The organism is Sphingopyxis sp. CCNWLW2 (assembly GCF_037095755.1).
GTDB lineage: Bacteria > Pseudomonadota > Alphaproteobacteria > Sphingomonadales > Sphingomonadaceae > Sphingopyxis.
The window spans coordinates 211,593-234,327 of the sequence record NZ_JBAWKJ010000003.1 but is presented as its reverse complement, the minus strand read 5'-3'; the positions used below and the strand labels follow the sequence as shown (position 1 = coordinate 234,327).

The following is a 22,735-nucleotide window of genomic DNA, read 5'->3' as shown; positions in this document are numbered from 1 at the left end:
GACTTCGAGGTCGCCGGGTGGTTTCGGCGCAGGCAAGCACCGAGTCGGTCACACCATCCTTTCGCTCTGACCAGGGGAGGATAGGCCGCGCTGGCCAATCGACCTAAACGAATAAGGTGAATTCAGTGATTGAGTGGTCCGATTACAACGCCGCAGCCGCGAAGATGTTCGCGGACCTTGTCGCACAACCGCAACGCCCCGGCGAAAATGCGACGAGTGGTGGAACATCGGCTTGGCGGGGCGGGTTGCCCCAATGCCGCATGATTATGTTTTACGCGGCAAAAGGAGATGGAAAGTGGCTAACACCCCCAACCAGCCGAATGAAAAGAAACCGCAGGCGGACCGCGACGAAGAGCAGCGCCGCCAGCAACAGCAGCAGGGCGGCCAGAACCGCCAGCCCGGCAGCGACCAGCGTCCCGATCAGGGCCGCCAGAACCCGCAGCAGCGCTGACGCCGTCAGCCTGCATGAGAAAGGGCGGCCCCGCGGGGCCGCCCTTTTCTTTTGTGCGCGAAACGCGAAATCAGAAGCTGGCCTTGATCGTCCCGCCCCACGTCCGCGGGTCGCCCGGCAGGCCGACGATCAAACCGGTGTTGCCCGGCCCGACGCTCAGCTGCTCAAGATATTTCTTGTCGAACGCGTTGCGGACCCAGCCAAAGATGTCGATGCCATTCTCCGTGCGGAACCCGGCGCGGAAGTTCGACAGCGAATAGCCCTCGATCCAGGTGTAGGCCGACGGCGACGGGTTCGACGAGAAGCGCGACCGATAGCTGCCGTCATATCCCAGATAAAATTGGCCATCCTGCCCGAACAGCTTCGATTCGGCATTCGCCTCCGCCCCGAAAGAGAAAGCCCATTTCGACACGCCCGGCAGGCGCTGGCCCGAAATGTCGCAGTTCGCGGGGCTGAGGCCGGGCCGGCCGGGCGCACCCGGCGTCTGCCCCGCGCCGACGGTGGTCCCGCCGGAAAGTTCGGGGGGGCACGGCGCGTCGACGAAGCGCTTGTATTTGGCGTCGGTGTAGGCGCCGTTGACATAGGAACGGAACCGCTCGCTCGGACGCGCCGAAAAGTCGAACTCGACACCCTGCGTTCGCACCTTGCCCGCATTGGCGAGATAGCCGCGCAGCACGCCGAACTGGCCATTGTTCACATTGGCCTGATAATTTTTGATGTCGGTGCGAAAGGCGGTGAGATTCAGCGTCACCTCGCGATCGAGGAATTCGGCTTTGACGCCCGCTTCATAATGGTTGACCGATTCAGGCTTCACCGTTGCCGCGTCGAGGATCGGGTTGTTCGCGGCGTCGCTCGGAACGCCGTTCTGGTTGATGCCGCCCGATTTGAACGTCTTGGCATAGGTGGCGTAAAACAGCAGATCCTGGGTCGCCTTGTACGTCGCAGTCAGGTCGTAGCTGAAGTTCCAGTCGCTGAACGACGGCGAGATTTCCTGCGGCGCGAACACGCCGAGCCGCGCGACGGTGATCGCGTCGGTCGGGCCAAAGACGACCGGCGTGCCATCGCCCGCGAAAACGCGGCGCTGATAGAAACCGTCCTTCTTGTCATAGTTCAGTCGCACGCCCGGCTGGATCGTGAACTGGTCGGTGATCTTCCAGCTCGCCTGCCCGAACAGCGCCGCGCTGGTGTTCTTCAGATATTGGGTGTTGATCGCGGTCAGCCCGTTCAGCACCGCCGGATTATTGGCGAGCGCGCTGGTCGGGTTGAGCGTCCAGCGGCTCGACGCCGGGCCGTGCGCTTCGGTGCCCTGCGTGTCGATGCGCTGGTAATAATAGAAGCCGCCGATCACGAAATCGAAGCGGTCGCCGGTGTAGTTGTAGCGCAGTTCCTGTGTATACTGGTCCTGCTGCGACGGGTTCTGCGATTTGGTGACGATCGGCAAGCCCGTGAAATCGCGATCGTTTTCGGGTTGCCAGTCCCAATAGCGCCACGCTGTAACCGAAGTCAGCGTGCCCGGGCCGATATCCCATTTGACGCGCAGCGCGGCGCCGCCGATCTCGTTGCCGGCATTGAGGTTCGCGTCGAGGTCGGTCACCCGGTCATAGGGGTTGGTGCTCGGCACCACATAGCTCTGTGCTGCAGCGAGCGCGGCATATTGGCGGTTCAGCGGGCGCTGCGTCGCACCGGTGCGGACGAAGACCGAGCTGCAGCACACCGCGTCCTGCTTGTTCCAGTCGCCCGAGAGCGTGATGCTGAGATCGTCGTTCGGCTGCCACAGCAATTGCCCGCGGATGCCGATATTATCCTGGCTCTGCGTCCAGCGGTCGCTGGTGACGTTATAGATCGTGCCGCGGCGGCTGGTCGACGACACCGCGATGCGCGCCGCAAGCGTGTCGGACAGCGGACCCGAGATCGCGGCCTTCGCCTGCTTGAAATTGAAATTGCCGATGCTGACCTCGGCCTTGCCCTCGAAGTCGAAGGTCGGCTGGTTGGTCGTGATGTTGATCGCGCCCGCCGTGGTGTTCTTGCCGTAAAGCGTGCCCTGCGGACCGCGCAGCACTTCGATCTGTGCGACGTCGAGGAAGTCGAAGGTCGAGGACGCGACGCGCGAATAATAGACGTCGTCGACATAGATGCCGACGCCCTGCTCGATCCCGTCGTTGGTCAGGCCGAACGGCGCGCCGATACCGCGGATATTGACCGCCGTGTTGCGCGGGTTCGACGAATAGAATTGCAGCGTCGGCGCCAGCTGAGTCAGGCGGCCGACATTGAAGCTGCCCGTATTGTCGATCTGTTCGCCCGCGACGACCGAGATGGCGATCGGCACATCCTGCGCGGTTTCCAGGCGGCGGCGCGCGGTAACGATGATTTCGCCGCCATAGCTGCCGCCCTCGGCTTGCGCGGCGGCATCGTCAGCGGCCGCCGACGTTGCCGCCCCGGCGTCGTCAGTCACCGCAGCCTCGTTGGCGGCGGCGGGCGTCGCGGCGCACGCGAGCAAGAAGGACAAGGTAAGCGACGAGGCCCGCACGCGGCGGCGGACCGAAGGATATTTCGCAGTCATGGGTCATTTCCTGTTGCATAAGAAATCACCACATCCGGCGGTCCGGTCTGCGGCAAGTGGGGACGCATGTCCCCTTTGGGAGCTCAAAAACTCAGTTGGGGTAGCGGTGCCGCTCGGTCACATCGACCTGCACAAGACGGCCCTCGTGCACGGTCAGCTGGATCGCGCCGAACTTCAGCTTGTCGAGTGCTTCGAGCACGGTCTGAATGGCGCGCGGCACGTCTTCGGAGCCGCCTTTGGCGACTTCGTTGATAGCGCTCATGGTAATTCCTTTCCCTCGTGGATTCGTCGGCCAAGCATATGCCAAGTAATTTAGTAGACAATGATTGATTTGCTTTCTGCGCCGAAAGGTTGGGTTGTTGCGCCAAACGGACCGCGCCGAACGGATTCAGGCATGCGACGGGCCGACGCCCGCAACGACGCCAGGGATTGCGCGCGAGTCCCAGTGCTGGCAAAGGCTGGCTCAATGAGCAAAATTAACGATCTGATGGCCCGCGGAACCGAGCTTCTCGGCAGCGACTATGCCATTCTCTGCGGTGCGATGAGCTGGGTTTCCGAACGCCATCTGGTCAGCGCGATCAGCAATGCCGGCGGGTTCGGCGTGATCGCGTGCGGCGCGATGACGCCCGAGCTTCTCGACACCGAAATCGCGGCGACCAAGGCGCTGGCGAAGCGCAATTTCGGGGTCAACCTGATCACCATGCACCCGCAGCTCTTCGAACTGATCGACGTGTGCGCGAAGCACAAGGTCGGCCATGTCGTGCTCGCGGGCGGCCTGCCGCCCAAGGGCAGCCTCGAGGCGATCAAGGCATCGGGGGCCAAGGTCATCTGCTTCGCCCCGACGCTCGCGCTCGCTAAAAAGCTCGTTCGTTCGGGCGTCGATGCTCTGGTGATCGAGGGAATGGAGGCCGGCGGCCATATCGGCCCGGTGTCGACGAGCGTGCTGGCGCAGGAAATCCTGCCCACCCTGGCCGATGAAGTTCCGGTTTTTGTCGCGGGCGGCATCGGCCGCGGCGAGGCGATCGCCGCCTATCTGGAGATGGGCGCATCGGGGGTCCAGCTCGGCACGCGCTTCGTCTGCGCGACCGAGAGCATCGCGCATCCCAATTTCAAAAAGGCATTCATGCGCGCCTCGGCACGCGAAGCGGTCGCGAGCGTCCAGATCGACCCGCGCCTGCCCGTGATCCCGGTCCGCGCACTCAAAAATGCGGGGACCGAAGCCTTCACCGCCAAGCAGCGCGAAGTCGCGAACAAGCTCGACAAGGGCGACGTCGACATGATGGAAGCACAGCTGGAAATCGAGCATTATTGGGCGGGCGCGCTGCGCCGCGCGGTCATCGACGGCGACGTCGAAAATGGTTCGTTAATGGCAGGGCAATCTGTCGGTATGGTATCGGAAGAAGAGAGCGCGGCAGCAATCGTCGCATCTCTGGTGCAACAGGCCGAAGCGGCGTTGCACGCTCGGGGTTGATCCCGCATAATATGCGGATGGGGAGTGGGTCATGAAACTGTCGCGTAAGATCATCGTAGCCGGTCTGCTGGCGAGCGTCGTCGCCTGTGCGCCCAAGCCCCCGCCGCCGCCGCCGCCCCCGCCGCCGCCCGTGGCGACCGTCATCCCGCCGCGGCCGATGCCGCCGGGCAATGCTGCAGTGACGCAGATCCTGCCCGGCCGCGGGATCGACGGACGCTTCGTCACCGCGAACAGCGGCGTGACCGGCGACAAGGCTTTCTGGCAGCTCAAGATCGGGCTCAACGTTGCAGCGATCGGCTGCCGCGGGATCGAGGAAACGACGCTCATTTCGGCGTACAACAACATCATCAAAACGCACGGCAAGGTGATCAAATCGACCGAAAAGAGCGTCATCACCCAGCTCGGCAAGGAACATAAGAACAACGGCATCGCGCCGCGCGACCGCCTTTCGACGCAGCTGTTCAACTATTTCGCACAGCCGCCGGCGCAGCGCGGTTTCTGCGCCCGCGCCAACGAGATCGCCCAGGTCGTGTCGTCGACCCCGACCGCGCAGCTCGTCGAACAGGCACCCGCACATCTCGCGCGGCTCGACGAGCCCTTCAACGAATTTTATCAGGCCTATGCCCAATATCAGGTCGACGCTGTCGCGTGGGACGCGAAATATGCGCCGAGGCCGGCGATTATGAATACCCCGGCGCCAGCATCACCGGTCGGCCCGACCGCTTCCGTGACTGTTCCGACCAGCAAGCACTGACGCCGGTTTCGGACTGCATAGGAATAGATTGGCCAATCGCGCGCGGGGTATTGGCGCGCACCGCATCCTTCTGTTAGCAGGATTGCGATGACCAACGCCCCGCCTCCGCCCTCGTCGGCCGCCCAGTCGGCGCGCACCATCCTGACTCGGTTGCACGAGGTCATGGCATCGCGTTCCAATGCGCAGGGCAAGCTCAATCAGGTCGTCGGCATCATCGGCGAATGCCTCGATAGCGAGGTCTGCTCGATCTACCTGCTGCGCGATGGCGCGCTCGAACTTTATGCGACCCGCGGGCTGAAGCAGGAGGCGGTGCACGTCACGCGCCTCGGCCTCGGCGAAGGGCTGGTCGGCATGATCGCCGACCAGATCGAGACGCTGAACCTCGACGAAGCCGCCGCGCACCCCGACTTTTCCTATCGCCCCGAAACCGGCGAAGAATTGTTCCACAGCTTTGCCGGCGTGCCGATCATCCGGCGCGAGCGCGCGGTCGGTGTGCTGTGCGTCCAGCACAGCGATCCGCGGCGGTATGACGATATCGAGATCGAAACGCTACAGACCGTCGCGATGGTGCTGTCCGAACTGATCGCCAACGCCGATCTGGTCGACACCGCCGCGCGCACCGACGCCGCCGCGGCCGACCAGTCGGCGCAGCGGCTGAACGGTCAGAAGCTGGTCGACGGCATGGGCGCCGGGGTCGCGGTGTTCCACCAGCCGCGCATCACGATCGAGCACACGGTCGCCGATGACACCGAGGCCGAGCGCCACCGCGTCTACGCCGCCTTCGACAAGATGCGCGAGCAGATCGACCGCATGGCGAGTTCGGCCGACTTCGGCGTCGGCGGCGAGCATGAGGAGGTCATCGAGACCTACAAGATGTTCGCCTATGACGAGGGGTGGTCGCGGCGCATCAACGAAGCGATCGACAGCGGCCTGACCGCCGAGGCGGCGATCGAGCGCGTCCAGCAGCGCACCCGCATGCGGATGCGCCAGATCGACGACCCGTTGCTGCGCGACCGCATGCACGACCTCGAGGATCTGTCGAACCGCCTGATCCGCATCGTGTCGGGGCAGATGGGCACCGCGGCGCAAATGGGCCTTCGGCAGGATTCGATCCTGATCGCGCGCAACCTCGGCCCCGCCGAGCTGCTCGAATATGACCGCCGTCGCCTGAAGGGCGTAGTGCTTGAGGAAGGATCGCTCACCGCACACGTCATCATCGTCGCGCGCGCGATGGGAGTGCCCGTTATGGGCCGCGTCAGCGACGTGCGCGCGTCGATCCGCGAAGGCGATTTGCTGTTGCTCGATTCAGCTGCGGGAACAGTGCATGTCCGGCCAACGCAGGCGGTGCAGGACGCGTTCGACGCCAAGCTGGAGATTTCGCAAAAGCGCCGCGCCAACCTCGCATCGCTGCGCGATCTGCCCGCGGTCACTAAGGACGGCGTACCGATCGAGTTGATGATCAACGCGGGGCTGCGCGAAGATATCGCCGCGCTCGACCTCACCGGCGCACGCGGGATCGGGCTGTTCCGCACCGAATTCCAGTTCCTTGTGTCGGCAACCTTGCCCTCGCGCGACCGCCAGCAGCGGCTCTATCGCGACGTGCTCGACGCCGCGGGTGACCGGCCGGTGATCTTTCGCACCGTCGACATCGGCGGCGACAAGGCGCTGCCCTATATGAATGCCGGTGACAGCGCGCATGAGGAAAATCCGGCGATGGGCTGGCGCGCGCTCCGCTTGGCGCTCGAGCGCGAAGGGTTGCTGAAGGTCCAAGCACGCGCGTTGATGGAGGCGGCGGCCGGGCGCACGCTCAACGTGATGTTCCCGATGGTGTCCGAACCCTGGGAATATGAAGCCGCGCGTAACCTGTTCGTCGGCCAGCGGGCCTGGCTCGCGAGCCACAACAAGAAATTACCGGTCGCGATCCGCTATGGCGCGATGCTCGAAGTCCCGGGCCTGCTCGAAACGCTCGACCTGATGCTGCCGCACCTCGACTTTCTGTCGGTCGGCACCAACGACCTGACGCAGTTCCTGTTCGCCGCCGACCGCGCGCACCCGCGGCTTGCCGAACGCTATGACTGGCTGTCGCCGACGGTCATGCGCTATCTCGCGCGCGTCGTCCGCACGGTGTCGGGATCGAAGGTCGCGCTCGGCGTGTGCGGCGAAATGGGCGGCCGCCCGCTCGAGGCGATGGCGCTGCTTGGCGTCGGCATCGAGCGCCTGTCGATCACCCCCGCCGGCGTCGGCCCGGTGAAGGCGATGATCCGTTCGCTCGACCTCGGCGCGCTGCGCGCCGACATGGCGGCGATCCTGGCGCAACCTTCATCCGACCCGCGCGGCCAGTATCAGGCATGGGCGCAGCAACATCAGGTCGATTTGGGCGATTGAATGGGCCGCGATCAGGGCAAGCGCCGACAGTCGGGCGAAGGCCGGGGATGGAGCGGCGCAGACGTGGCAAAAGCGCGAACGCCGAAGTCGCCCGAGTTCACCAACCGGTAATGGCTGAAGACCTCCGCAAAGCGCGGATCGCGATTAAGCCAGTCAAGCAGGTCAAATGAGCCCTCGGAAAGGCCGAGCCGTTCTTCGGCGTCATCAACCAGAATCAAACGCGGCGGCCGGCACGCAAGATCGATCGCGGTTTCACGCCGGATCCGGTCTCCAAGGCGAAGCAAATCGGGATCGGGATTGGCACGCGCTTCGTTTTCGACCAGCGTCCCGAGCATCCACAGCGAGTAATGGCGAAGCGGCCAAGGATGGCGGCGTTCCGTCACCATCGGCCAAGCGATCATTGGATCGCTGCTGAGAGCTGCAACCGGTTCTTTCTGGGGAACCTGCGCGATCATGCGCTCGACGCTGCCACTCACAGGATTGGAATAGGCGCCCGAGCTGACGCCCAAATAGAGGAGAAAACCGATCAACGCGGCCGCCAAGGGATAGGATGAAATACGGCGGGAGAGCCGATCACCGAGCGTGAGCGCCGCAGCCAAAGCGGAAAACGCCGCAAGTATCATCGGCAAGCCATGATAGGACCAGCCCTTTTTCTGGGCGAGGAAGGAAAAAACGAAACCAATCGTCGTGAGGACCAGAGCGATGACGATATTGTCGCGCGCCTCGCAAATCTGGCGGCCGCCGCCGTGGTCGCGGCGGGCGATGCTGCGGACAAGGATAATCGCAATCAAGCTGAAGCTCAGTTGAGGCTGAATTAGGAGGGTATACCAATCGGCCGCGTTGAAACCGTGATAAGCCAGAGCCACCATCGGCACGATGACACGAAAGAAATCGGGGGTCAGCAACGGCGCAGCGATCGCATAGCAAAGGGCGCAGACGCCCAGTATCGCCGTTTCAGGCCGGAGCCAGGCATAACCACGTCGGCCGATCAGCCCGGCCGCGAGCCAGAGTTCAAGCAAGACGGGAATGGCGATAAAATAATGCTTGAGTGCAAAACCCGCGCTACCGAGTAGCGCAACCACGATCGCCAAGCGCACATCGATGGGCTCGCCTCCGCGGCGTCGGGCAATCAGAACCGCATAGGGGACCGCGGCGAGCAGCGCGAGATGCTCGCGCTGTCCGAAATAGCGGAGACTATATGCCGCCACCATGGCGCAGAGCAATGCGACAAAAACACGCGCGCCCGGAAGGTCCGACAACAGGCGCAAAACCAGATTCGCCGCGGCGGCACTCCACAGCACGATAGCCGCAACCAAAATCGTCCGGCTTTCCAGCAACAGGACGTCGCCAACGGCGGCAACCCCCTGCGCCATCCAGAACCAGAGCGGCGGATTCATTTCCATGATGTCGATATAGAGGCGCGAACCGCCGTACAGTCGGTCACCAATCCACAATTGCCAAGCCACGTCATGGGTGGTGGGATTCGCGAGAACCACGGCAAAATAGGCAGTGGCGCAGGCAACAATCGCCGCGGCACGGAGCGCCCCGGGAATCCAACCGGACAGCCCCCTTCCCCCGACTTCCTCGTCGGCTCGAGAAAAAACATAGTGGCGAGCAAGCAAGAAGAAGCACAGGCTGTAACCGGCCATGGCCGCGATATGCGTGATCGGCATATCGATCATTCCAAACCGGCGCGCGACCGCAACGATCGCGATATTCACCGAATAGGAGATCGCAAAGGCGATCATGTAACGCGATCCCGCCGACCGCCTGGGCCGATCCGATCCGGCAAAGGCCCAATGGCGGTGCAACAGGAAACCGCTACCGAGACCGACCGCATAACCAAATATATTGGCCAGATAGTCCGAGGCGCCCAGCATGAGCGCGGCGACAATCACGGCATAGCCGACAACGCTATTCAGCGCGCCGACAACGGCAAATCGCCGTCCTTGTTGCATCAGCGCCGCGGCTGGCGTCACGCCGCCCCCCGTGACCAACAGAAATATTGCGCCCCAAGCGGGAGCCAAGTCAGTTGCCGTTCAAGCGGCCGCAACCACCGAAGCAGATGCGGAAAGAACAGGCGGTAGCGATAACGGACGGCGGGGAAGCCGGCTTCGGCCATCCGCTGCTTCATATCGGGGGCCGAAATCAGGATGGCATTGGCGTCGAAGGGGCAGTTGGCCACCGCATGGCGCGTCGCGGGATTCCAGGGATTATGTTCAAACAAGAAGAAATGCCCGGACGGTCGCAAAACCCGGTGGATTTCCTTGAGCAAGCGCGCGTGATCGGCAGGCGGAATGTGGTGGAAGACACAAGCGGTAAAGACGAGGTCGAAGCTGGCGTCGGCAAAGGGCAGCCGCTCGCCGTCATAGCGCGTCAACGATGCCATCGTCCCAAAACGCTCAGCCGCAAGTGCCAGGCTGTCGCCGCTTACATCGACGCCAGAGAGGCGCGCGGCGGGGAAATGGCGATGCAGGAACGGCAGCGACTCACCGATACCACAACCGAAGTCCAATATTTCGCTCGGTGCGATGCCGATATCGGCCAGTCCACCCGCGACATCTGCGATCTTATATTCGGCAAAATAGTCGGGGCCTTCTCCCGACAGGCGAATGCTGGCGGCATGTTGCTGCCTATAATCCGCGGCGATAGCGTCGAATTCGGCTCTATCCATGGCGCGCCACGCCTGTCTCCAAGCGCGCCCGTACCGAACGCTGCAATTCCCGGGCGGGCCCTTCGGCCGCCGCATCGTCGGCGCCCACGATGGACTGGATCGTAAAGAGCGGGCGCCGCTTATTTTCCAGATACATCCGGCCCAGATACTCGCCGATCACGCCCAACATAAACAGTTGGATACCGCCAATAAACAAGATCAGCGCAGCGATGCTGGTCCAGCCCGGCACCGTATCCCCGGACGCCCACGCAAAGATCAGAAAGCCGATCATGGCGATCGAGCAGACCGCCGCGACGATACCAAGATGGGATGCCAGGCGCAGCGGTACGATCGAGAAACTGGTCACGGCATCGATGGCGAACCTGATCATGCGCCGAAGCGGATAGTGCGTTTCCCCCGCAAATCGTGCGTCCCGGTCGAACAGCAACGGCGATTGGCGGTAACCGATCCAACTGACCATCCCGCGAATGAAGCGGAAATGCTCGGGCATGGCGAGCAAACGATCAAGCGCCCGGCGGCTCATCAGGCGAAAATCGCCGGTGTCACGCGGAATGGCTACGTCCGACATCGCATCGACCAGGCGATAGAAGAGCGTTGCCGAAGCGCGTTTGAACATGCTTTCCCCGGCGCGGGAGCGACGTTGGCCGTATACCACGTCATAACCCTCGCCCATGCGATCGAGCATCGCGCCGAGAAGTTCGGGGGGATCTTGAAGGTCGGCGTCAAGGATCAGAATATGGCTGCCCCTCGCAACCGTGAGTCCGGCAGTCAGCGCGATCTGGTGTCCATGATTGCGCGAAAGATCGACGCATGTCAGCCGCGGATCGTCGCTCGCCAAGCCGGCCATCATCTCCCAACTCGCATCTCGCGAGCCATCGTTGACGAGGATGAGTTCATAAGCATCGCCGACCACCTCCCGGCAGACCGAAGTTACCCGGCGATGCAGTTCAGCCAGTCCCTCCACTTCGTTGTAGCAGGGGACGACCACCGACAGCAGCCGTACATTGGCCGAAGGCGCAGCACCGCAGTCAATCTCGCCGGCAAAATTCCCGCGACTGCTCTCATCAACCGAGCAGCGATCGGGCGCGCTGTGGGCGGAGGATTTCGAGGCAGTAATCAGCATTTGCATCCCTCGCTGTGGTCAGCGAGCGGTCTAAACAGATGTGGTTAACAACCCTACAACAACGCCCCGTGAGCACTGGACTTGCCTTTTGTTTATGATATGTTCTTCATTCGATTCCTCGAGGAGAGAGTGATGAGCGAGCAAGCCCCCCGTGCCAGCGGCCAATGTCATTGCGGCGCGATCCGTTATTCGATGACCACCGCGGTGCAGCATCATGCGCTGTGCCATTGCAGCGACTGCCGCCGTCATTCGGGTGCGCCGCTCGTCGGCTGGGCGCTCGTCGGAAACGATGAAATAGAGATCGACGGCACCGCGAAGATCTACGCCTCGTCCGAGCATGGCCGCCGCCATTTCTGCGCCGATTGCGGCACCGGGCTCTTCTATTCGAACGAGGCGATCTTTCCGGGCCAGATCGACGTGCAGACCGCAACGCTCGACGATCCCGACCTCATCCCCGCGCAGGCGCAGATCCAGACCGCCGAACGCATCGGCTGGATGGAAAAGCTGAACGACCTGCCCGCGTTCGAGCGCTACCCGCCCTTCGAATAATCAGCGGTCGGCGGCGACGACCGCCTTGACGAGCTTTGCGATGTCGAGCCGGGCCTTGTCGTCGTCATAACCCTGCCGCACGATCACCAGTTCGCGCGACGGGATGACGATGACATATTGGCCGCGGTTGCCAAAGCCGCCAAAGGCGTCGGCGGGGATGCCGTCCGACTTGCCCAGCAGCCAGAAGCCCGCACCATAGCCGAACGCGCCGTCGGGCTGCGGCCCGCTGGGCGTCGTGACGAAGCCGCGCCAGTCGGCGGGGAGCAGGCGCTCGCCCTGCCACATCCCGTCGTTCTGATAGAGGAGACCGAGCCGCGCGAGGTCGCGCGCGGTGGTCCACACCTGGCTCGACAATATATAGTCGCCATCCTTGTCATGCTCGACGAAGGTGCGCGTCATGCCGAGCCGGTCGAAGAAGGCGGCGGGGTCAAGCGGTGTCCCCGCCTTTTGCAGCGCGGCTTTCAGCGACAATGTCGCGAGCAATGTGTCATTGTTGGCATAACGATAATGCGTGTTCGGCGGATTGAGCAGCGGCCATTGCGTCGTCCACTGACGCACCGAAGCGCCGCCCATATAGATGGCGTCGCTGCGATTGCCCGCGGTATCGCTGGTGAGGCCGCTCGCCATGCGCATCAGCTGCTCGGTGGTGATCGCCGCGCGCGCGTCGCCCGGCAACTGCCATTCGGCGATCATCGCGAGCTGCGTCACGTCGATCGAGCCTTGCTGCACCGCATGGCCGATCAAGGTCGCGGCCATCGACTTGGCGACCGAGAAGGTGCGCTGCGCGGTGTGAACATCGTGCCCGCCCCAATAGCGTTCAAGCGCGATCCGGCCGTTCTTGACGATCAGCAGCGAACTGGTGCGGCCGCCGAACCCGGCGATGTTCGTTGCCGTCTGCTCGAACTTGCTCTCGCCCTTCGGGACCGGCAGGCGCGCGGCCCTGTCGCCGGTCGGCCACGGCCGGGCGTCGAGGTCGAGGCGACGGCCGACGGCGGGCGCCGCCGCCGGCTGCGCGCCGATCGGCAGCGTGACGCAGCCTTCGCGCCCGCTCCATTGCGCGATCCGCGGCGGCATATCGTCGCGATAGCGAACGCTCACCCGCTTCGCGCCGGCGTCGACATCGGCCTTCAGCGCACGGACATCGGCCTCGATCTCGGGATAGATGCCCGTAAGCTCGTCGCGTTCGATCGCCTCGATCGGCTTGCCCGCACCGTTCCACAGCGACGAACAGACGAAGGCCGCGCGATAGCCCGCCGCCCATGCGCGGCTCAGCTCGGCATTGGGTTTCGGCGCCTGCGCCGCTGCGGGCACGGCACCGGCAAGCAGCGCGGCGCCGAGGACGCGCAGCAGGTCAGGGGCGATCGCCGAAAGCCTGCCGCTGCGCTTTCTTGGCGCTATCCCACCAGGCCCGGCGGATGACATCGGCGACGCGATCGGGATCGTCCGACCCGAAGCGGACGAGCAGCGCGTGCCAGCCTTCATAATGTGGCGTTTGCCAGAAGGTGTCGGGATCGGTTTCAAGCAGGATTTCCTTTTCGTCGGGCTTGCACATCACGGCAAAACTGCCGGGCTCGCGCCCCGGCGAGGCGAGCGCCTTGCCGTTAAGCTTCGGACAGGGGGTGCCATAAAAGGAAAGCATTTCGACATCGGGAAGCGCGCACGCGAACGCGACCACATCGTCCCAACTGTCGAATGTCAGCGCCATATCCCGGTGCAGATCAGTCTTCCAATGTCCCGGCGGTGACCTCTATGTCGCGCCCCAACGGCTGCATGGGCTGGAAGCGCAGGCGCGTCAACACCAGCCGGTCGCCCTGAATATCGAGATCATAGAAGGCGTTGCCGCCGCGCGGGCAGCAATTGCCGTCGCCGTCGCGCGCCACGGGCACCGAGGCGAACATCTCGTCGAAGGCGAATTGCGCGGGCCCACGCAGCCAATAGCCCGTCGGCAGCAGCTTGCCACCCTGCTCCGACCAGTCGGACAGGTCGACGCGGCGCCATTTGGGCGCGGCGGCCTCGCTGACGAACAGCGCATCGGCGTTGCCCCCGCCGCTGCCAGCCAGCGTACCGCCGACATGGATCATCCGGCGCTTGTCATCGTCCACCACCAGATCGGGCGTCCCGATCGATCCCGAGCTTTCGGCGAACCCCGCAAGCGCCGCCTTCCCTGCCTTGTCCTGCGACAGCAGCACAAGCATCCGTGCCTGCGGCCCGTCGCGCGGCGCAAGGCGCATTTTCTGCCAGAGCAAGCTGGTGCCGGGATCGCGGCCGTTGATCCGTCCGCTCGCCTCGACGCTGCATTTCCCGCCGAAGTCGTAGAGGCATCGCTGCGCGATATTGGTGACGCGCGCGCGCGTCAGCGCGATCTTCGCTGTCACCTCCGCGGCGGTACATTTGGTTTCGATAGTGCCGCCTGGACAGGACAGGATCGGTGTCGCTGCGGCGGCAAGGACAAGCGCCAATGCCATGATGACTACCCCAGTTCCGGCGCGACCCGACTTGTCCCAAAACTATACTCATGCGCCCATCGAGGCAAGGTCGGCGTCAGCTCCTCGCGCGGCGCCGTTCGTCCCACCAGGCGAGGCGTTCGGCGATCCGCTTTTCGAAACCGCGGTCGACGGGGCGATAGAAGCCGGCCGGCGCCATGCCGTCGGGCCAATAATTGTCGCCCGAGAAACCGTCGGGCGCATCATGGTCGTAGCTATAGCCCTCGCCGTAACCCAAGTCTTTCATCAGCTTGGTCGGGGCGTTGAGGATATTGGCGGGCGGCGCGAGGCTGCCGGTTTCGCGTGCCGCCGCCCATGCCGCTTTCTGTGCCGCATAGGCGGCGTTCGACTTGGGCGCGGTCGCGCAATAGAGGCACGCCTGCACGATCGCGAGTTCGCCTTCGGGCGAGCCGAGGAACTGATAGGCATCCTTTGCGGCGAGGCATTGCACGAGCGCCTGCGGGTCGGCGAGGCCGATATCCTCGCTCGCGAAGCGGACGATTCGGCGGAGGACGTAAAGCGGCTCCTCGCCCGCCACCAGCATGCGCGCGAGCCAATAGAGCGACGCCTGCGGGTCCGACCCGCGCAGCGCCTTATGCAGCGCCGAGATCAGGTTATAATGGCCGTCGCGATCCTTGTCGTAGACGGGCATGCGGCGATGCAGGAACTGCGCGAGTTCGGCGGGGTCGAGCGGGGTGTCGATCGCGGTCGCGAACAGCGTTTCGACCTGGTTGAGCAGGAAGCGACCATCGCCGTCGGCGCTCGAGATCAGCGCCGCGCTGGCGTCGTCGGTGACGGGAAGGCTTCGCCCGACCTCCGCCTCGGCGCGCTCAACCAGCGTCGCCAGCGCGCCTTCGCCCAAGCGGTTCAGCACCAACACCTGCGCCCGCGACAGGAGCGCCGCGTTGAGCGCGAAGCTCGGGTTCTCGGTCGTCGCGCCGACGAGCACCACCGTGCCGCGCTCGACATAGGGCAGGAACCCGTCCTGCTGCGCGCGATTGAAGCGATGGATCTCGTCGACAAAGAGCAAGGTGCGCTTGCCCGCCGCCGCCATCTTCTCGGCATCGGCGAAGGCTTGCCGGAGGTCGGCAACGCCCGAGAAGACCGCCGACAGCGGTGCGAAACGCATACCGACGGCTTCGGCGAGCAGCCGCGCGATCGTCGTCTTGCCGGTGCCCGGCGGTCCCCAGAGGATGATCGACGACAATTGCCCCGCCGCGACCATCCGGCCGATCGCGCCTTCGGGTCCGGTCAGATGCTCCTGCCCGACGACGTCGGCGAGCCCGCGCGGGCGCAGCCGTTCGGCGAGCGGGACAGGGCCGGTGGCACCACCCTGCCTGGCCGCGGGCACGTCTTCGCCGAACAGGTCCCCGGCCATCAGACGCTCAGCTCCGGCGCCGCTGTTTCTGGCGGATCAGGCGGATATAGGTGTCGGCCACCGCCTGGTTGATGGCGTCCCACTGATAGGCGCCGCTTTCGAGCACCGCCGCCGCGCCATGCTCGGCGCGCAGCTGGATGTCGCGGCAATAGCGCTGGAGATGGTCGGCAAAGCCCGTGATTGAACCGGGCGCGACGAGATAACCCGTCTGTCCATGCTTGACGATGCTCGCGCTGCCGGTCGCGCGCGCCGCGACGACGGGCAGGCCGCACGCCATCGCCTCGAGGGTCACATTGCCGAAGGTTTCGGTCACCGACGGGTTGAAGAAAATGTCGCACGACGCCAGCGCATGCGCGAGATCGGCGCCGCCCTGGAAGCCGACGAAGTTGGCGTTCGGCAGGCGCGATTCGAACCATTCGCCCGCGGGGCCCTCGCCGATCACCACCACCTTGTGCGGGACGCCGCGCCGCTGGAGCACGTCGATCGCGTCGGCAAACACGTCGAGTCCCTTTTCCATCACCAGCCGGCCGAGGAAAGCGATGGCGGGCACGTCATCTTCGATCCCGAGCGAGCGGCGCCATGCCATGTCGCGGCGGCCGGGATTGAAGACCGACTGCTCGACGCCGCGGGTCCAGATGCCGATGTCGTAATTCATCCGCTGCTCGCGCAGCACCTGCGCAAAGCTTTCGGACGGCGCGATGAGCGCATCGCATTTGCGGTACAGCTTGCGCAGCCAGGCGACCATCACGGGTTCGAGGAACGACAGATTATAATAGCGGACGTAGGTTTCAAAGCGCGTGTGCACCGAACAGGCGACCGGGAGCCGCCGGCGCCGCGCCCAGGCCGCCGCCTGCCGCGCCACGCGATCGGGGCTGGAGATATGGACGATATTGGGCGCGAAATTGACGATGTCCTCGCGGACCCGCGACGAGAAGGACACGGGAATGCGATATTCGCTGCGGCCCGGAATCGCGATCGACGGCACGCTGACCAGATCGCCCGTCGGCTCGAAAGCGGGGTGCGCGACGGTTGGCGAATAGACGCGAACCGCGGCGCCGTGGGCCAGAAGATAGCCGACCAGACGGTTCAGCGCCTTGTTCGCGCCGTCGGTGGTCATGTTATAATTGCCGCTGAACAGGGCGATGCGAAGGTCGGAGACGTCCATCGCGCCTGCGCTAATCCCCTCGCGGCGCAAACGCAACGCCGCCGTCAGGCCATGATGCTATATGGTTCGCCCGGCTTCGAACGGCACATGCGTTTCGACACGCGCGTTTCCTCGCCCTCAACAATGGCAATGTCGGTGATCGACAGGCATTTGCTGCCATTGGGCTCGGTGTTGAGCGCAGTGATCGTCGATGATCCCGCCACACCTTCGCGCGTCGGGCTTGTCCATTTGGCGGTCGCGCCGACTTCTTCCTTTTTGGTGACCGCCACGGTCGCCTCGGCCGCGACTTTCTGCTCCTTTTCGTCGAGCTGGCAGGCGATTTCGGCGACGAGCACCGCGCCAACCAGTCCCGACACGAGCGTGCCGACGCCCTTGAGCCCCACGGCGCTGCCCGCGACACCGCCAAGCAGCCCGCCGAGCGCCCCGCCACGCTTGCGCGCCTTCTTGCATTTCGGATCGGGCGCATCGCTGCTGGCGCGCTTTGTCTCGTCGCCCCTCTTTTTTGGCGGTTTCCCTGTGGCTTCGGGCGCGGCGATTTTGACGCCCGCTGCGGGAACCGGATAACCGTTGCAGCCGGTGTTGAAGCAGAACCGATCGGCGAGGTAGGCGCGGTCGGTCTGATACTGCGCCTCAAGCCCGCGATAGGCAGCGAGGTTTGCGCCTTCAGGACCGGAGGCCGCATGTTCCGCCATGACGGCTTTATAGAAACGGTCCTGGGTCGCCGGCGAATAGCGCATATTTCCCCCGACCTTGGCCGTATAAAGCGACGACAGCGCGTTTTGATAGACGATCATCGCCTCGCGATACGGCAGCATTTTTTGCGAATAATATGTATCGATCGCCACCGTGCAGCGGTTGATGGCTGCCGCCTTGTCGAACGGCGCGTCGATCTTCTTATAATCCTCACGGCATTTGGGATAGCTGCGGGTGTCGAGCGCGGGGCGCTCGGGAAGATCGGGTAGTGCCGGTTCGGCGACCGGTGCAGGGACAAAGGCCTTGTCGCCTTCGCTGGGTGCGCTTTGCCAAGCTGCGGCCACAGCGCTGCTCGACAGCAGCACCAAAAAAATGGCGCCGACCCCTGACCGATATCGCAGCTTTGCCCGCATGGCTGACTCCCATCCCTTGTCTCCAAGGCTAAGCCCGAATGGACGGCCTCACAAGCGGGGTCAATGACGCGGATCACACCGCCAGAACTGCGCGTCGTGATATTGTTTTGACCGTGGCGATGACATAGCATGATCGCATCTGCGGTTAGGGGTCCGCCTCATGTGGGGATGATCGTATGAACCATTGGATCAAATCGGTCACTGCGCTTGTCGGGGCGCTCGCGTGCACCGCCGCGACGCCGCCCGGCATGGACCCCGACAACCCGACCTGCCCCGCCAATCCCAGCTGGTCCGACTATAAGACCATGGTGCTGACCCCGTTCCAGCGTAGCGGCGAAACCGTGTTGCTGGCCGAGGGCCGCGTCGACAGCGAACTTCCGGCGCGCCTTGAAAAGGTGCTGACCGACAATCCGTCGATCAGCGAAATCTGGATCCGGTCGCCGGGCGGCGACGCCCGCGCCGGAAATGCGGCGGGATTGCTGATCCGCAAGTTCAGCAAGGAGCGTCAGATGGTGACCCGCATCCCGTCGGGATGGACCTGTTTCAGCGCCTGCAATTTCGTCTTCATGGGCGGCCGCGCCCGCACGATCGACCCGGGCGGGTACTTCATGGTCCATATGTTCACCATGACCGGCGACAAGAACGCCATTCAGTCGAGCGTCGCGCTGGGCACCGAGTCCACCACCGAGTTGATCAGCGACGTCGAACGGGAGGCCGCGCTGATGGCGACCGAGGACAATGATCTGCTCATCCGGCTCGATGTCTCGCGCGACCTGCTGTCCGATATCATGTACCGGCAGAAATCGATCGCGACCGGGGAAGACCGGTCGACACGGCGATGCCTGACGCGGAAAGAGGCGCTCAAATATAATGTGGTCAACATCGACCCGGATTAGCGGAAAAAGCTAGTCCCCGGTTTCCGACGGTGCCTCGAGATCGATCACCACCGGCGGGTGGAGGCGCAGGCGGTGGACGCGGCGCTCGTCGGCCTCAGTCACCTCGATGCGCCAGCCGCTCGGGTGGACGAGGATTTCCCCGACCTCGGGGACATGGCCCGCGAGCACCGCGGCGAGGCCGCCCAGTGTGTCTACATCTTCCTCGATCTCGGCAAGCCGCGAGTCGATCGCCTCGCCGACGTCGTCGAGTTCGGCGCGCGCGTCAGCTTCCCAGCAACCGCCCTCGCCGGGCGCGAACAGCGCGGTCGGCTCGTCATCATGCTCGTCCTCGATCTCGCCGACGATTTCCTCGACCAGGTCCTCGATCGTCAGCAACCCCTCGGTGCCCGAATATTCGTCGATGACGATCGCAAGGTGGGTGCGTTTCGCGCGCATCTCGGCGAGCAGGTCGAGCACGCCCATCGATTGCGGGACGTAAAGCGGCTGGCGAATGAGGTCGAGCAAGGGCGGCGGGGTGCGCCCCTCAGCAAGCACCGCGAACACGTCCTTGACGTGGATCATGCCGACGACCTCGTCGAGATTCTCGCGGTAAACCGGCAGGCGGCTGTGCCCGGCTTCGGCGAACAAGGCGACGATCTCGGCAAAGCTCGCGCTTTCGGGGATCGCGATGATATCGGCACGCGGCACCGCGACATCGTCGACGGTCTGCTCGCCAAAGTGGAGGAGGTTGCGCAGCATCTTGCGCTCGGTCTGCGACAGGTCGCCGACGACGCTGCTGCCGCGCCGTTCCTGCCCCTCTTCCTCAGCCTCGTCGATGACCTCTTCGATCTGCTCGCGCAGCGACGGTTCCTTGTCACCGCCGAACAAAAGATTCTTCAGCCCGGACAATAGTCCGGGTCTACTACTGTCCTCTTCCGATCGGCTCGAAGATCCCTGGTCGTCGGGCATGTGCGTGTCGTTTCCCTGCTAGTCGAGTTCCGCATATGGATTGGCGATGCCCAGCGATGCAAGCGCTTTCACCTCGAGCGCCTCCATCGCGGCGGCCGAGTGATCGTCCATATGGTCGTAACCGACGAGATGCAGCGTACCGTGGACGATCAGATGCGTCGCATGATCGGCGATCGAAATCCTCTTCTCCTCCGCCTCGCGCGCGCAGGTCTCGCGCGCGAGCACGATATCGCCGAGCAGAATTTCCCCGTCGTCGCTGTTCGCGAGGCTTTCGAGCAAATCCTCCTGGACCTGCGGAAAGGACAGGACGTTGGTCGGCTTGTCCTTATCGCGGAAATCGCGGTTGAGTATATGCACCTCGGCGTCGTCGGTCAGCCGCACCGAGACCTCGACGAGCGGCGCGGCGTCGGCAAGCTCGGCGTAGGGCGTCAGCGCGAGCGCGGCGGCGACCGCCTCCCCTGCCCGCACCTCCCAGTCGAGCGGATCGGGCCACGGCGTCGCGGCGTGGGTTTCGACGCTCAGCATGAAAAATCCGGAGAAGGAAAATCGGCAGAAAACTGCGTAACTTCATTCGCGATTCGCGTTTTGCGACGGCGATCGGGACGGCGGATGGCGAAGGTTGGGTAAAGGCAGGTCATCACCGCCTCGTTATCGCGGCGGGATTATGTAGGACAGCGATATTTGGCCGCATCATGGGTCGAGAATGATCGCACGCCCGGCAAGGGCCCGCGCGTGCGCCAGTTCGGCGGCGGCCGCCTCGCTCAGCCAGTCGCGGAAGCGGGCGATCTTCGCGCTTTGCAGCCGCGCGACCGGATAGACGAACCAGAAGGCGCGGCCGTCGCCCGCGACGAGGTCGTGCGCGGGGACAAGGCGCCCGGCGGCGATTTCGTCGCGGAACAGGATCGGCGAGCCGATCGCGATCCCGTGGCCCGCGATCGCCGCGGCGATATCCATATGCTCGGCGGCGAGGCTGGTGCCGAAGCGGTCGGGTGGCGGCCCCGGGGCGATGCCGAGCGCGCGATACCACAGCGCCCACCAGTCGGGCCGGCCGAGCAGCGGGACGTCGAGCGCTTTGCCGGGATCCTCCAGACCGGCCGCCGCGACCTTCAGTGCGGGCGCGCAAAGCGGCATGAACAGGACCGGGAACAGCCGAACGCTCCGGAGGCCGCGCCAGTCGCCAAGCCCGTGGCGGACCGCGGCGTCGAACCGGCCATCGCCCAGCGCCTGCGGCTCGGCCGACAATTCGAGTTCGATCGCGATGTCGGGGTGGCGCGCGCGGAACAGCCCGAGCCGCGGGGTGAGCCAGCTCGTCCCGAAGGTCGGAAGCGTCGTCAGCGACAGCCGTGCCTCGTCGCGGTCCTGTACCTTTACGAAGCTCGCGTGCAGCGCCGCGAAGGCGGCCGTCGCCTCGCGCGCGATCGCGGCACCGGCGGCGGTCAGCACGACCTTGTGCGGATGGCGGACGAACAGGTGCAGCCCGGTCTGCTGTTCGAGCTGGCGGACATGGTAGCTGACCGACGCGGCGGTGGTGCCGAGCTCCTGCGCGGCGCGGGCGAAACTCTCCAGCCGCGCCGCCGCTTCGAAGGCGCGGATCGAGGGCAAGGGCGGAAGCTTGTCGGAGCGGACCATAAATATGACTTAGCCTCTCCTTCCATTCTTCGCATCCTCAAAGCGTCGCGCGCGGGGCAAACCCAGCCACCCATTCGCCGGAGGCCCGATGACCCATCTTCCCATTTCGCTCGACCGCCGCCGCCTGCTCGAAACGATGATCCTCGCCGGTGGCGCAGCGGCTTTCGGCCTGCCAGCATGGGGCCACGACGCGCATCGCACCGACTGGCAATGGCTGGTGGGTAATTGGGACGTCTGGCACCGGCGACTGAAGGAACGGCTCGCGGGCAGCGACGACTGGGCCGAGTTCGACGGCAGGAGCGCGTGCTGGCTGACGCTGGGCGGGCTCGGGACGATCGACGATAATATCCTCGACCTGCCCGGCGGCGAATATCGCGGCTTCGGAATCCGCGCCTTCGACGCCGCGACGCAGCGATGGGCGATCTGGTGGGTCGACGGACGCAACCCGACGCGCATCGATCCGCCGGTGATCGGACGTTTCGACGGCGACGAGGGGGTCTTTACCGGGCGCGACACATTCAAGGAACGTGAGATCGCGGTCCGGTTTCGCTGGCATGAGGTCCACGGCCCGCGGCCGCACTGGGATCAGGGGTTTTCGACCGACGGCGGCAAGACGTGGGAGATCAACTGGCGCAATTATTTCACGCGCACCGGCACCACGCCGACACCGTTGCCGTTGCTTGCCGAAGAGGCGCCGAACACCCGCGACTTCGCCTTTTTGGTCGGCAGCTGGAAGGTGCGGCACCGGCGGCTGGCAAAGCGGCTCGCGGGAAACCGCGACTGGATCGATTTCGACGGGACGCTGGTGAACTGGCCCGTGCTCGGCGGGCGCGGCAATGTCGGCGACAATGTGATGAACTTTCCCGATGCGCCGTTTCGCGGGGTCGGCATCCGCGCGCTCGATCCGGCGACGGGCGAATGGCTGAGTTGGTGGCTCGACGGGCGCAGCCCAACAAGCATCGCGCCGCCGGTGCGCGGCGGCTTCGCGGGCGGGGTCGGCACCTTCATCGGCGACGACAGTTTCGAGGGCGGGCCGGTCAAGACGCGCGTTTTATGGTCGCGCATCACCGCAAACTCGGCGCGCTGGGAGCAGGCATCGTCGGCCGACGGCGGCCAAAGCTGGGAAACGAACTGGATCAGCGATTTCGAACGGACGGCGTGAG

The 22,735-nt window shown here is 64.6% G+C and carries 21 protein-coding genes; 7 read left to right on the top strand and 14 right to left on the bottom strand.

Going from position 1 to position 22,735, the window contains the following annotated elements; translation table 11 throughout:
* The first annotated feature begins 295 nt into the window (after positions 1 to 295).
* Entirely contained in the window at positions 296 to 451 is a 156-nt protein-coding gene (locus V8J55_RS18565) for a hypothetical protein (protein ID WP_156419693.1), read from the top strand.
* A 70-nt stretch (positions 452 to 521) separates the two neighbouring features.
* Here V8J55_RS18565 and V8J55_RS18560 read toward each other — a convergent pair whose 3' ends face one another.
* Both V8J55_RS18560 and V8J55_RS18555 read right to left on the bottom strand, forming a co-directional pair.
* Positions 522 to 3,011 carry a TonB-dependent receptor gene (locus V8J55_RS18560; protein WP_336447085.1) on the bottom strand — a complete coding sequence of 830 codons (2,490 nt, stop codon included), beginning with the start codon at positions 3,009 to 3,011 and terminating at the stop codon, positions 522 to 524.
* Positions 3,012 to 3,102: 91 nt separating this feature from the next.
* Positions 3,103 to 3,273, bottom strand: coding sequence for a YezD family protein (locus V8J55_RS18555; protein ID WP_081940683.1), 171 nt, complete (start codon positions 3,271 to 3,273; stop codon positions 3,103 to 3,105).
* Between the two features lie 204 nt (positions 3,274 to 3,477).
* Here V8J55_RS18555 and V8J55_RS18550 point away from each other — a divergent pair, with 204 nt between their 5' ends.
* From V8J55_RS18550 to ptsP, 3 genes are all read left to right on the top strand, one after another.
* Positions 3,478 to 4,482 carry an NAD(P)H-dependent flavin oxidoreductase gene (locus tag V8J55_RS18550; protein WP_037518227.1) on the top strand — a complete coding sequence of 335 codons (1,005 nt, stop codon included), beginning with the start codon at positions 3,478 to 3,480 and terminating at the stop codon, positions 4,480 to 4,482.
* A 31-nt stretch (positions 4,483 to 4,513) separates the two neighbouring features.
* Positions 4,514 to 5,236: a hypothetical protein gene (locus V8J55_RS18545; protein WP_336447084.1), complete on the top strand. Its 723-nt coding sequence runs from the start codon at positions 4,514 to 4,516 to the stop codon at positions 5,234 to 5,236.
* Positions 5,237 to 5,323: 87 nt separating this feature from the next.
* Complete coding sequence (ptsP, locus tag V8J55_RS18540; protein ID WP_336447083.1) at positions 5,324 to 7,621, top strand: phosphoenolpyruvate--protein phosphotransferase; 2,298 nt, start codon at positions 5,324 to 5,326, stop codon at positions 7,619 to 7,621.
* Between the two features lie 11 nt (positions 7,622 to 7,632).
* On the opposite strand, the gene V8J55_RS18535 is transcribed toward ptsP, so the two are convergent.
* From V8J55_RS18535 to V8J55_RS18525, 3 genes are read right to left on the bottom strand one after another with little or no spacing between them, the layout of a single operon-like run.
* Complete coding sequence (locus tag V8J55_RS18535; protein ID WP_336447082.1) at positions 7,633 to 9,600, bottom strand: GtrA family protein; 1,968 nt, start codon at positions 9,598 to 9,600, stop codon at positions 7,633 to 7,635.
* Entirely contained in the window at positions 9,597 to 10,370 is a 774-nt protein-coding gene (locus V8J55_RS18530; protein ID WP_336447081.1) for a class I SAM-dependent methyltransferase, read from the bottom strand. Before V8J55_RS18530 ends, V8J55_RS18535 begins: the two co-directional genes overlap by 4 nt.
* Complete coding sequence (locus V8J55_RS18525; protein ID WP_336447080.1) at positions 10,288 to 11,418, bottom strand: glycosyltransferase family 2 protein; 1,131 nt, start codon at positions 11,416 to 11,418, stop codon at positions 10,288 to 10,290. The genes V8J55_RS18530 and V8J55_RS18525 overlap by 83 nt, the downstream gene beginning before the upstream one ends.
* Before the next feature lie 132 nt (positions 11,419 to 11,550).
* Here V8J55_RS18525 and V8J55_RS18520 point away from each other — a divergent pair, with 132 nt between their 5' ends.
* The gene (locus V8J55_RS18520; RefSeq protein ID WP_037518039.1) at positions 11,551 to 11,967 is read left to right on the top strand and encodes a GFA family protein; all 417 of its coding nucleotides are present in this window, start codon (positions 11,551 to 11,553) and stop codon (positions 11,965 to 11,967) included.
* Here the strand turns inward: V8J55_RS18520 and V8J55_RS18515 are convergent, their stop codons facing one another.
* The 6 genes from V8J55_RS18515 to V8J55_RS18490 form a co-directional block, all read right to left on the bottom strand.
* Entirely contained in the window at positions 11,968 to 13,389 is a 1,422-nt protein-coding gene (locus V8J55_RS18515) for a serine hydrolase domain-containing protein (RefSeq protein WP_336447079.1), read from the bottom strand.
* The gene (locus tag V8J55_RS18510) at positions 13,319 to 13,672 is read right to left on the bottom strand and encodes an MmcQ/YjbR family DNA-binding protein (RefSeq protein ID WP_336447078.1); all 354 of its coding nucleotides are present in this window, start codon (positions 13,670 to 13,672) and stop codon (positions 13,319 to 13,321) included. Before V8J55_RS18510 ends, V8J55_RS18515 begins: the two co-directional genes overlap by 71 nt.
* Positions 13,673 to 13,685: 13 nt before the next feature.
* A complete protein-coding gene (locus tag V8J55_RS18505) occupies positions 13,686 to 14,432 on the bottom strand; it encodes a hypothetical protein (protein ID WP_336447077.1) in 747 nt (248 codons plus the stop codon).
* 76 nt (positions 14,433 to 14,508) lie between these two features.
* The gene (locus V8J55_RS18500) at positions 14,509 to 15,828 is read right to left on the bottom strand and encodes a replication-associated recombination protein A (protein WP_336447076.1); all 1,320 of its coding nucleotides are present in this window, start codon (positions 15,826 to 15,828) and stop codon (positions 14,509 to 14,511) included.
* A gap of 7 nt (positions 15,829 to 15,835) precedes the next feature.
* Positions 15,836 to 16,993, bottom strand: coding sequence for a glycosyltransferase family 4 protein (locus V8J55_RS18495; RefSeq protein WP_336447075.1), 1,158 nt, complete (start codon positions 16,991 to 16,993; stop codon positions 15,836 to 15,838).
* 44 nt (positions 16,994 to 17,037) lie between these two features.
* Positions 17,038 to 18,030 (bottom strand): hypothetical protein, encoded by a 993-nt coding sequence (locus V8J55_RS18490; protein WP_336447073.1) that lies wholly within the window; start codon positions 18,028 to 18,030, stop codon positions 17,038 to 17,040.
* Positions 18,031 to 18,275: 245 nt separating this feature from the next.
* On the opposite strand from V8J55_RS18490, the gene V8J55_RS18485 reads away from it, so the two are divergent.
* A complete protein-coding gene (locus V8J55_RS18485; protein WP_336447072.1) occupies positions 18,276 to 18,995 on the top strand; it encodes a hypothetical protein in 720 nt (239 codons plus the stop codon).
* 9 nt (positions 18,996 to 19,004) lie between these two features.
* Here V8J55_RS18485 and V8J55_RS18480 read toward each other — a convergent pair whose 3' ends face one another.
* The 3 genes from V8J55_RS18480 to V8J55_RS18470 form a co-directional block, all read right to left on the bottom strand.
* Positions 19,005 to 19,943, bottom strand: a complete 939-nt coding sequence (locus V8J55_RS18480) for a hemolysin family protein (RefSeq protein ID WP_336447071.1) — start codon at positions 19,941 to 19,943, stop codon at positions 19,005 to 19,007.
* Positions 19,944 to 19,961: 18 nt separating this feature from the next.
* The gene (ybeY, locus tag V8J55_RS18475) at positions 19,962 to 20,468 is read right to left on the bottom strand and encodes an rRNA maturation RNase YbeY (RefSeq protein WP_336447070.1); all 507 of its coding nucleotides are present in this window, start codon (positions 20,466 to 20,468) and stop codon (positions 19,962 to 19,964) included.
* A 165-nt stretch (positions 20,469 to 20,633) separates the two neighbouring features.
* On the bottom strand, positions 20,634 to 21,572 hold the full coding sequence (locus V8J55_RS18470) for a LysR substrate-binding domain-containing protein (protein WP_336447069.1): 939 nt from the start codon (positions 21,570 to 21,572) through the stop codon (positions 20,634 to 20,636).
* Positions 21,573 to 21,660: 88 nt separating this feature from the next.
* Between V8J55_RS18470 and V8J55_RS18465 the strand changes: the two genes are divergently transcribed.
* A complete protein-coding gene (locus V8J55_RS18465; RefSeq protein ID WP_336447068.1) occupies positions 21,661 to 22,734 on the top strand; it encodes a hypothetical protein in 1,074 nt (357 codons plus the stop codon).
* Position 22,735 lies beyond the last annotated feature (1 nt).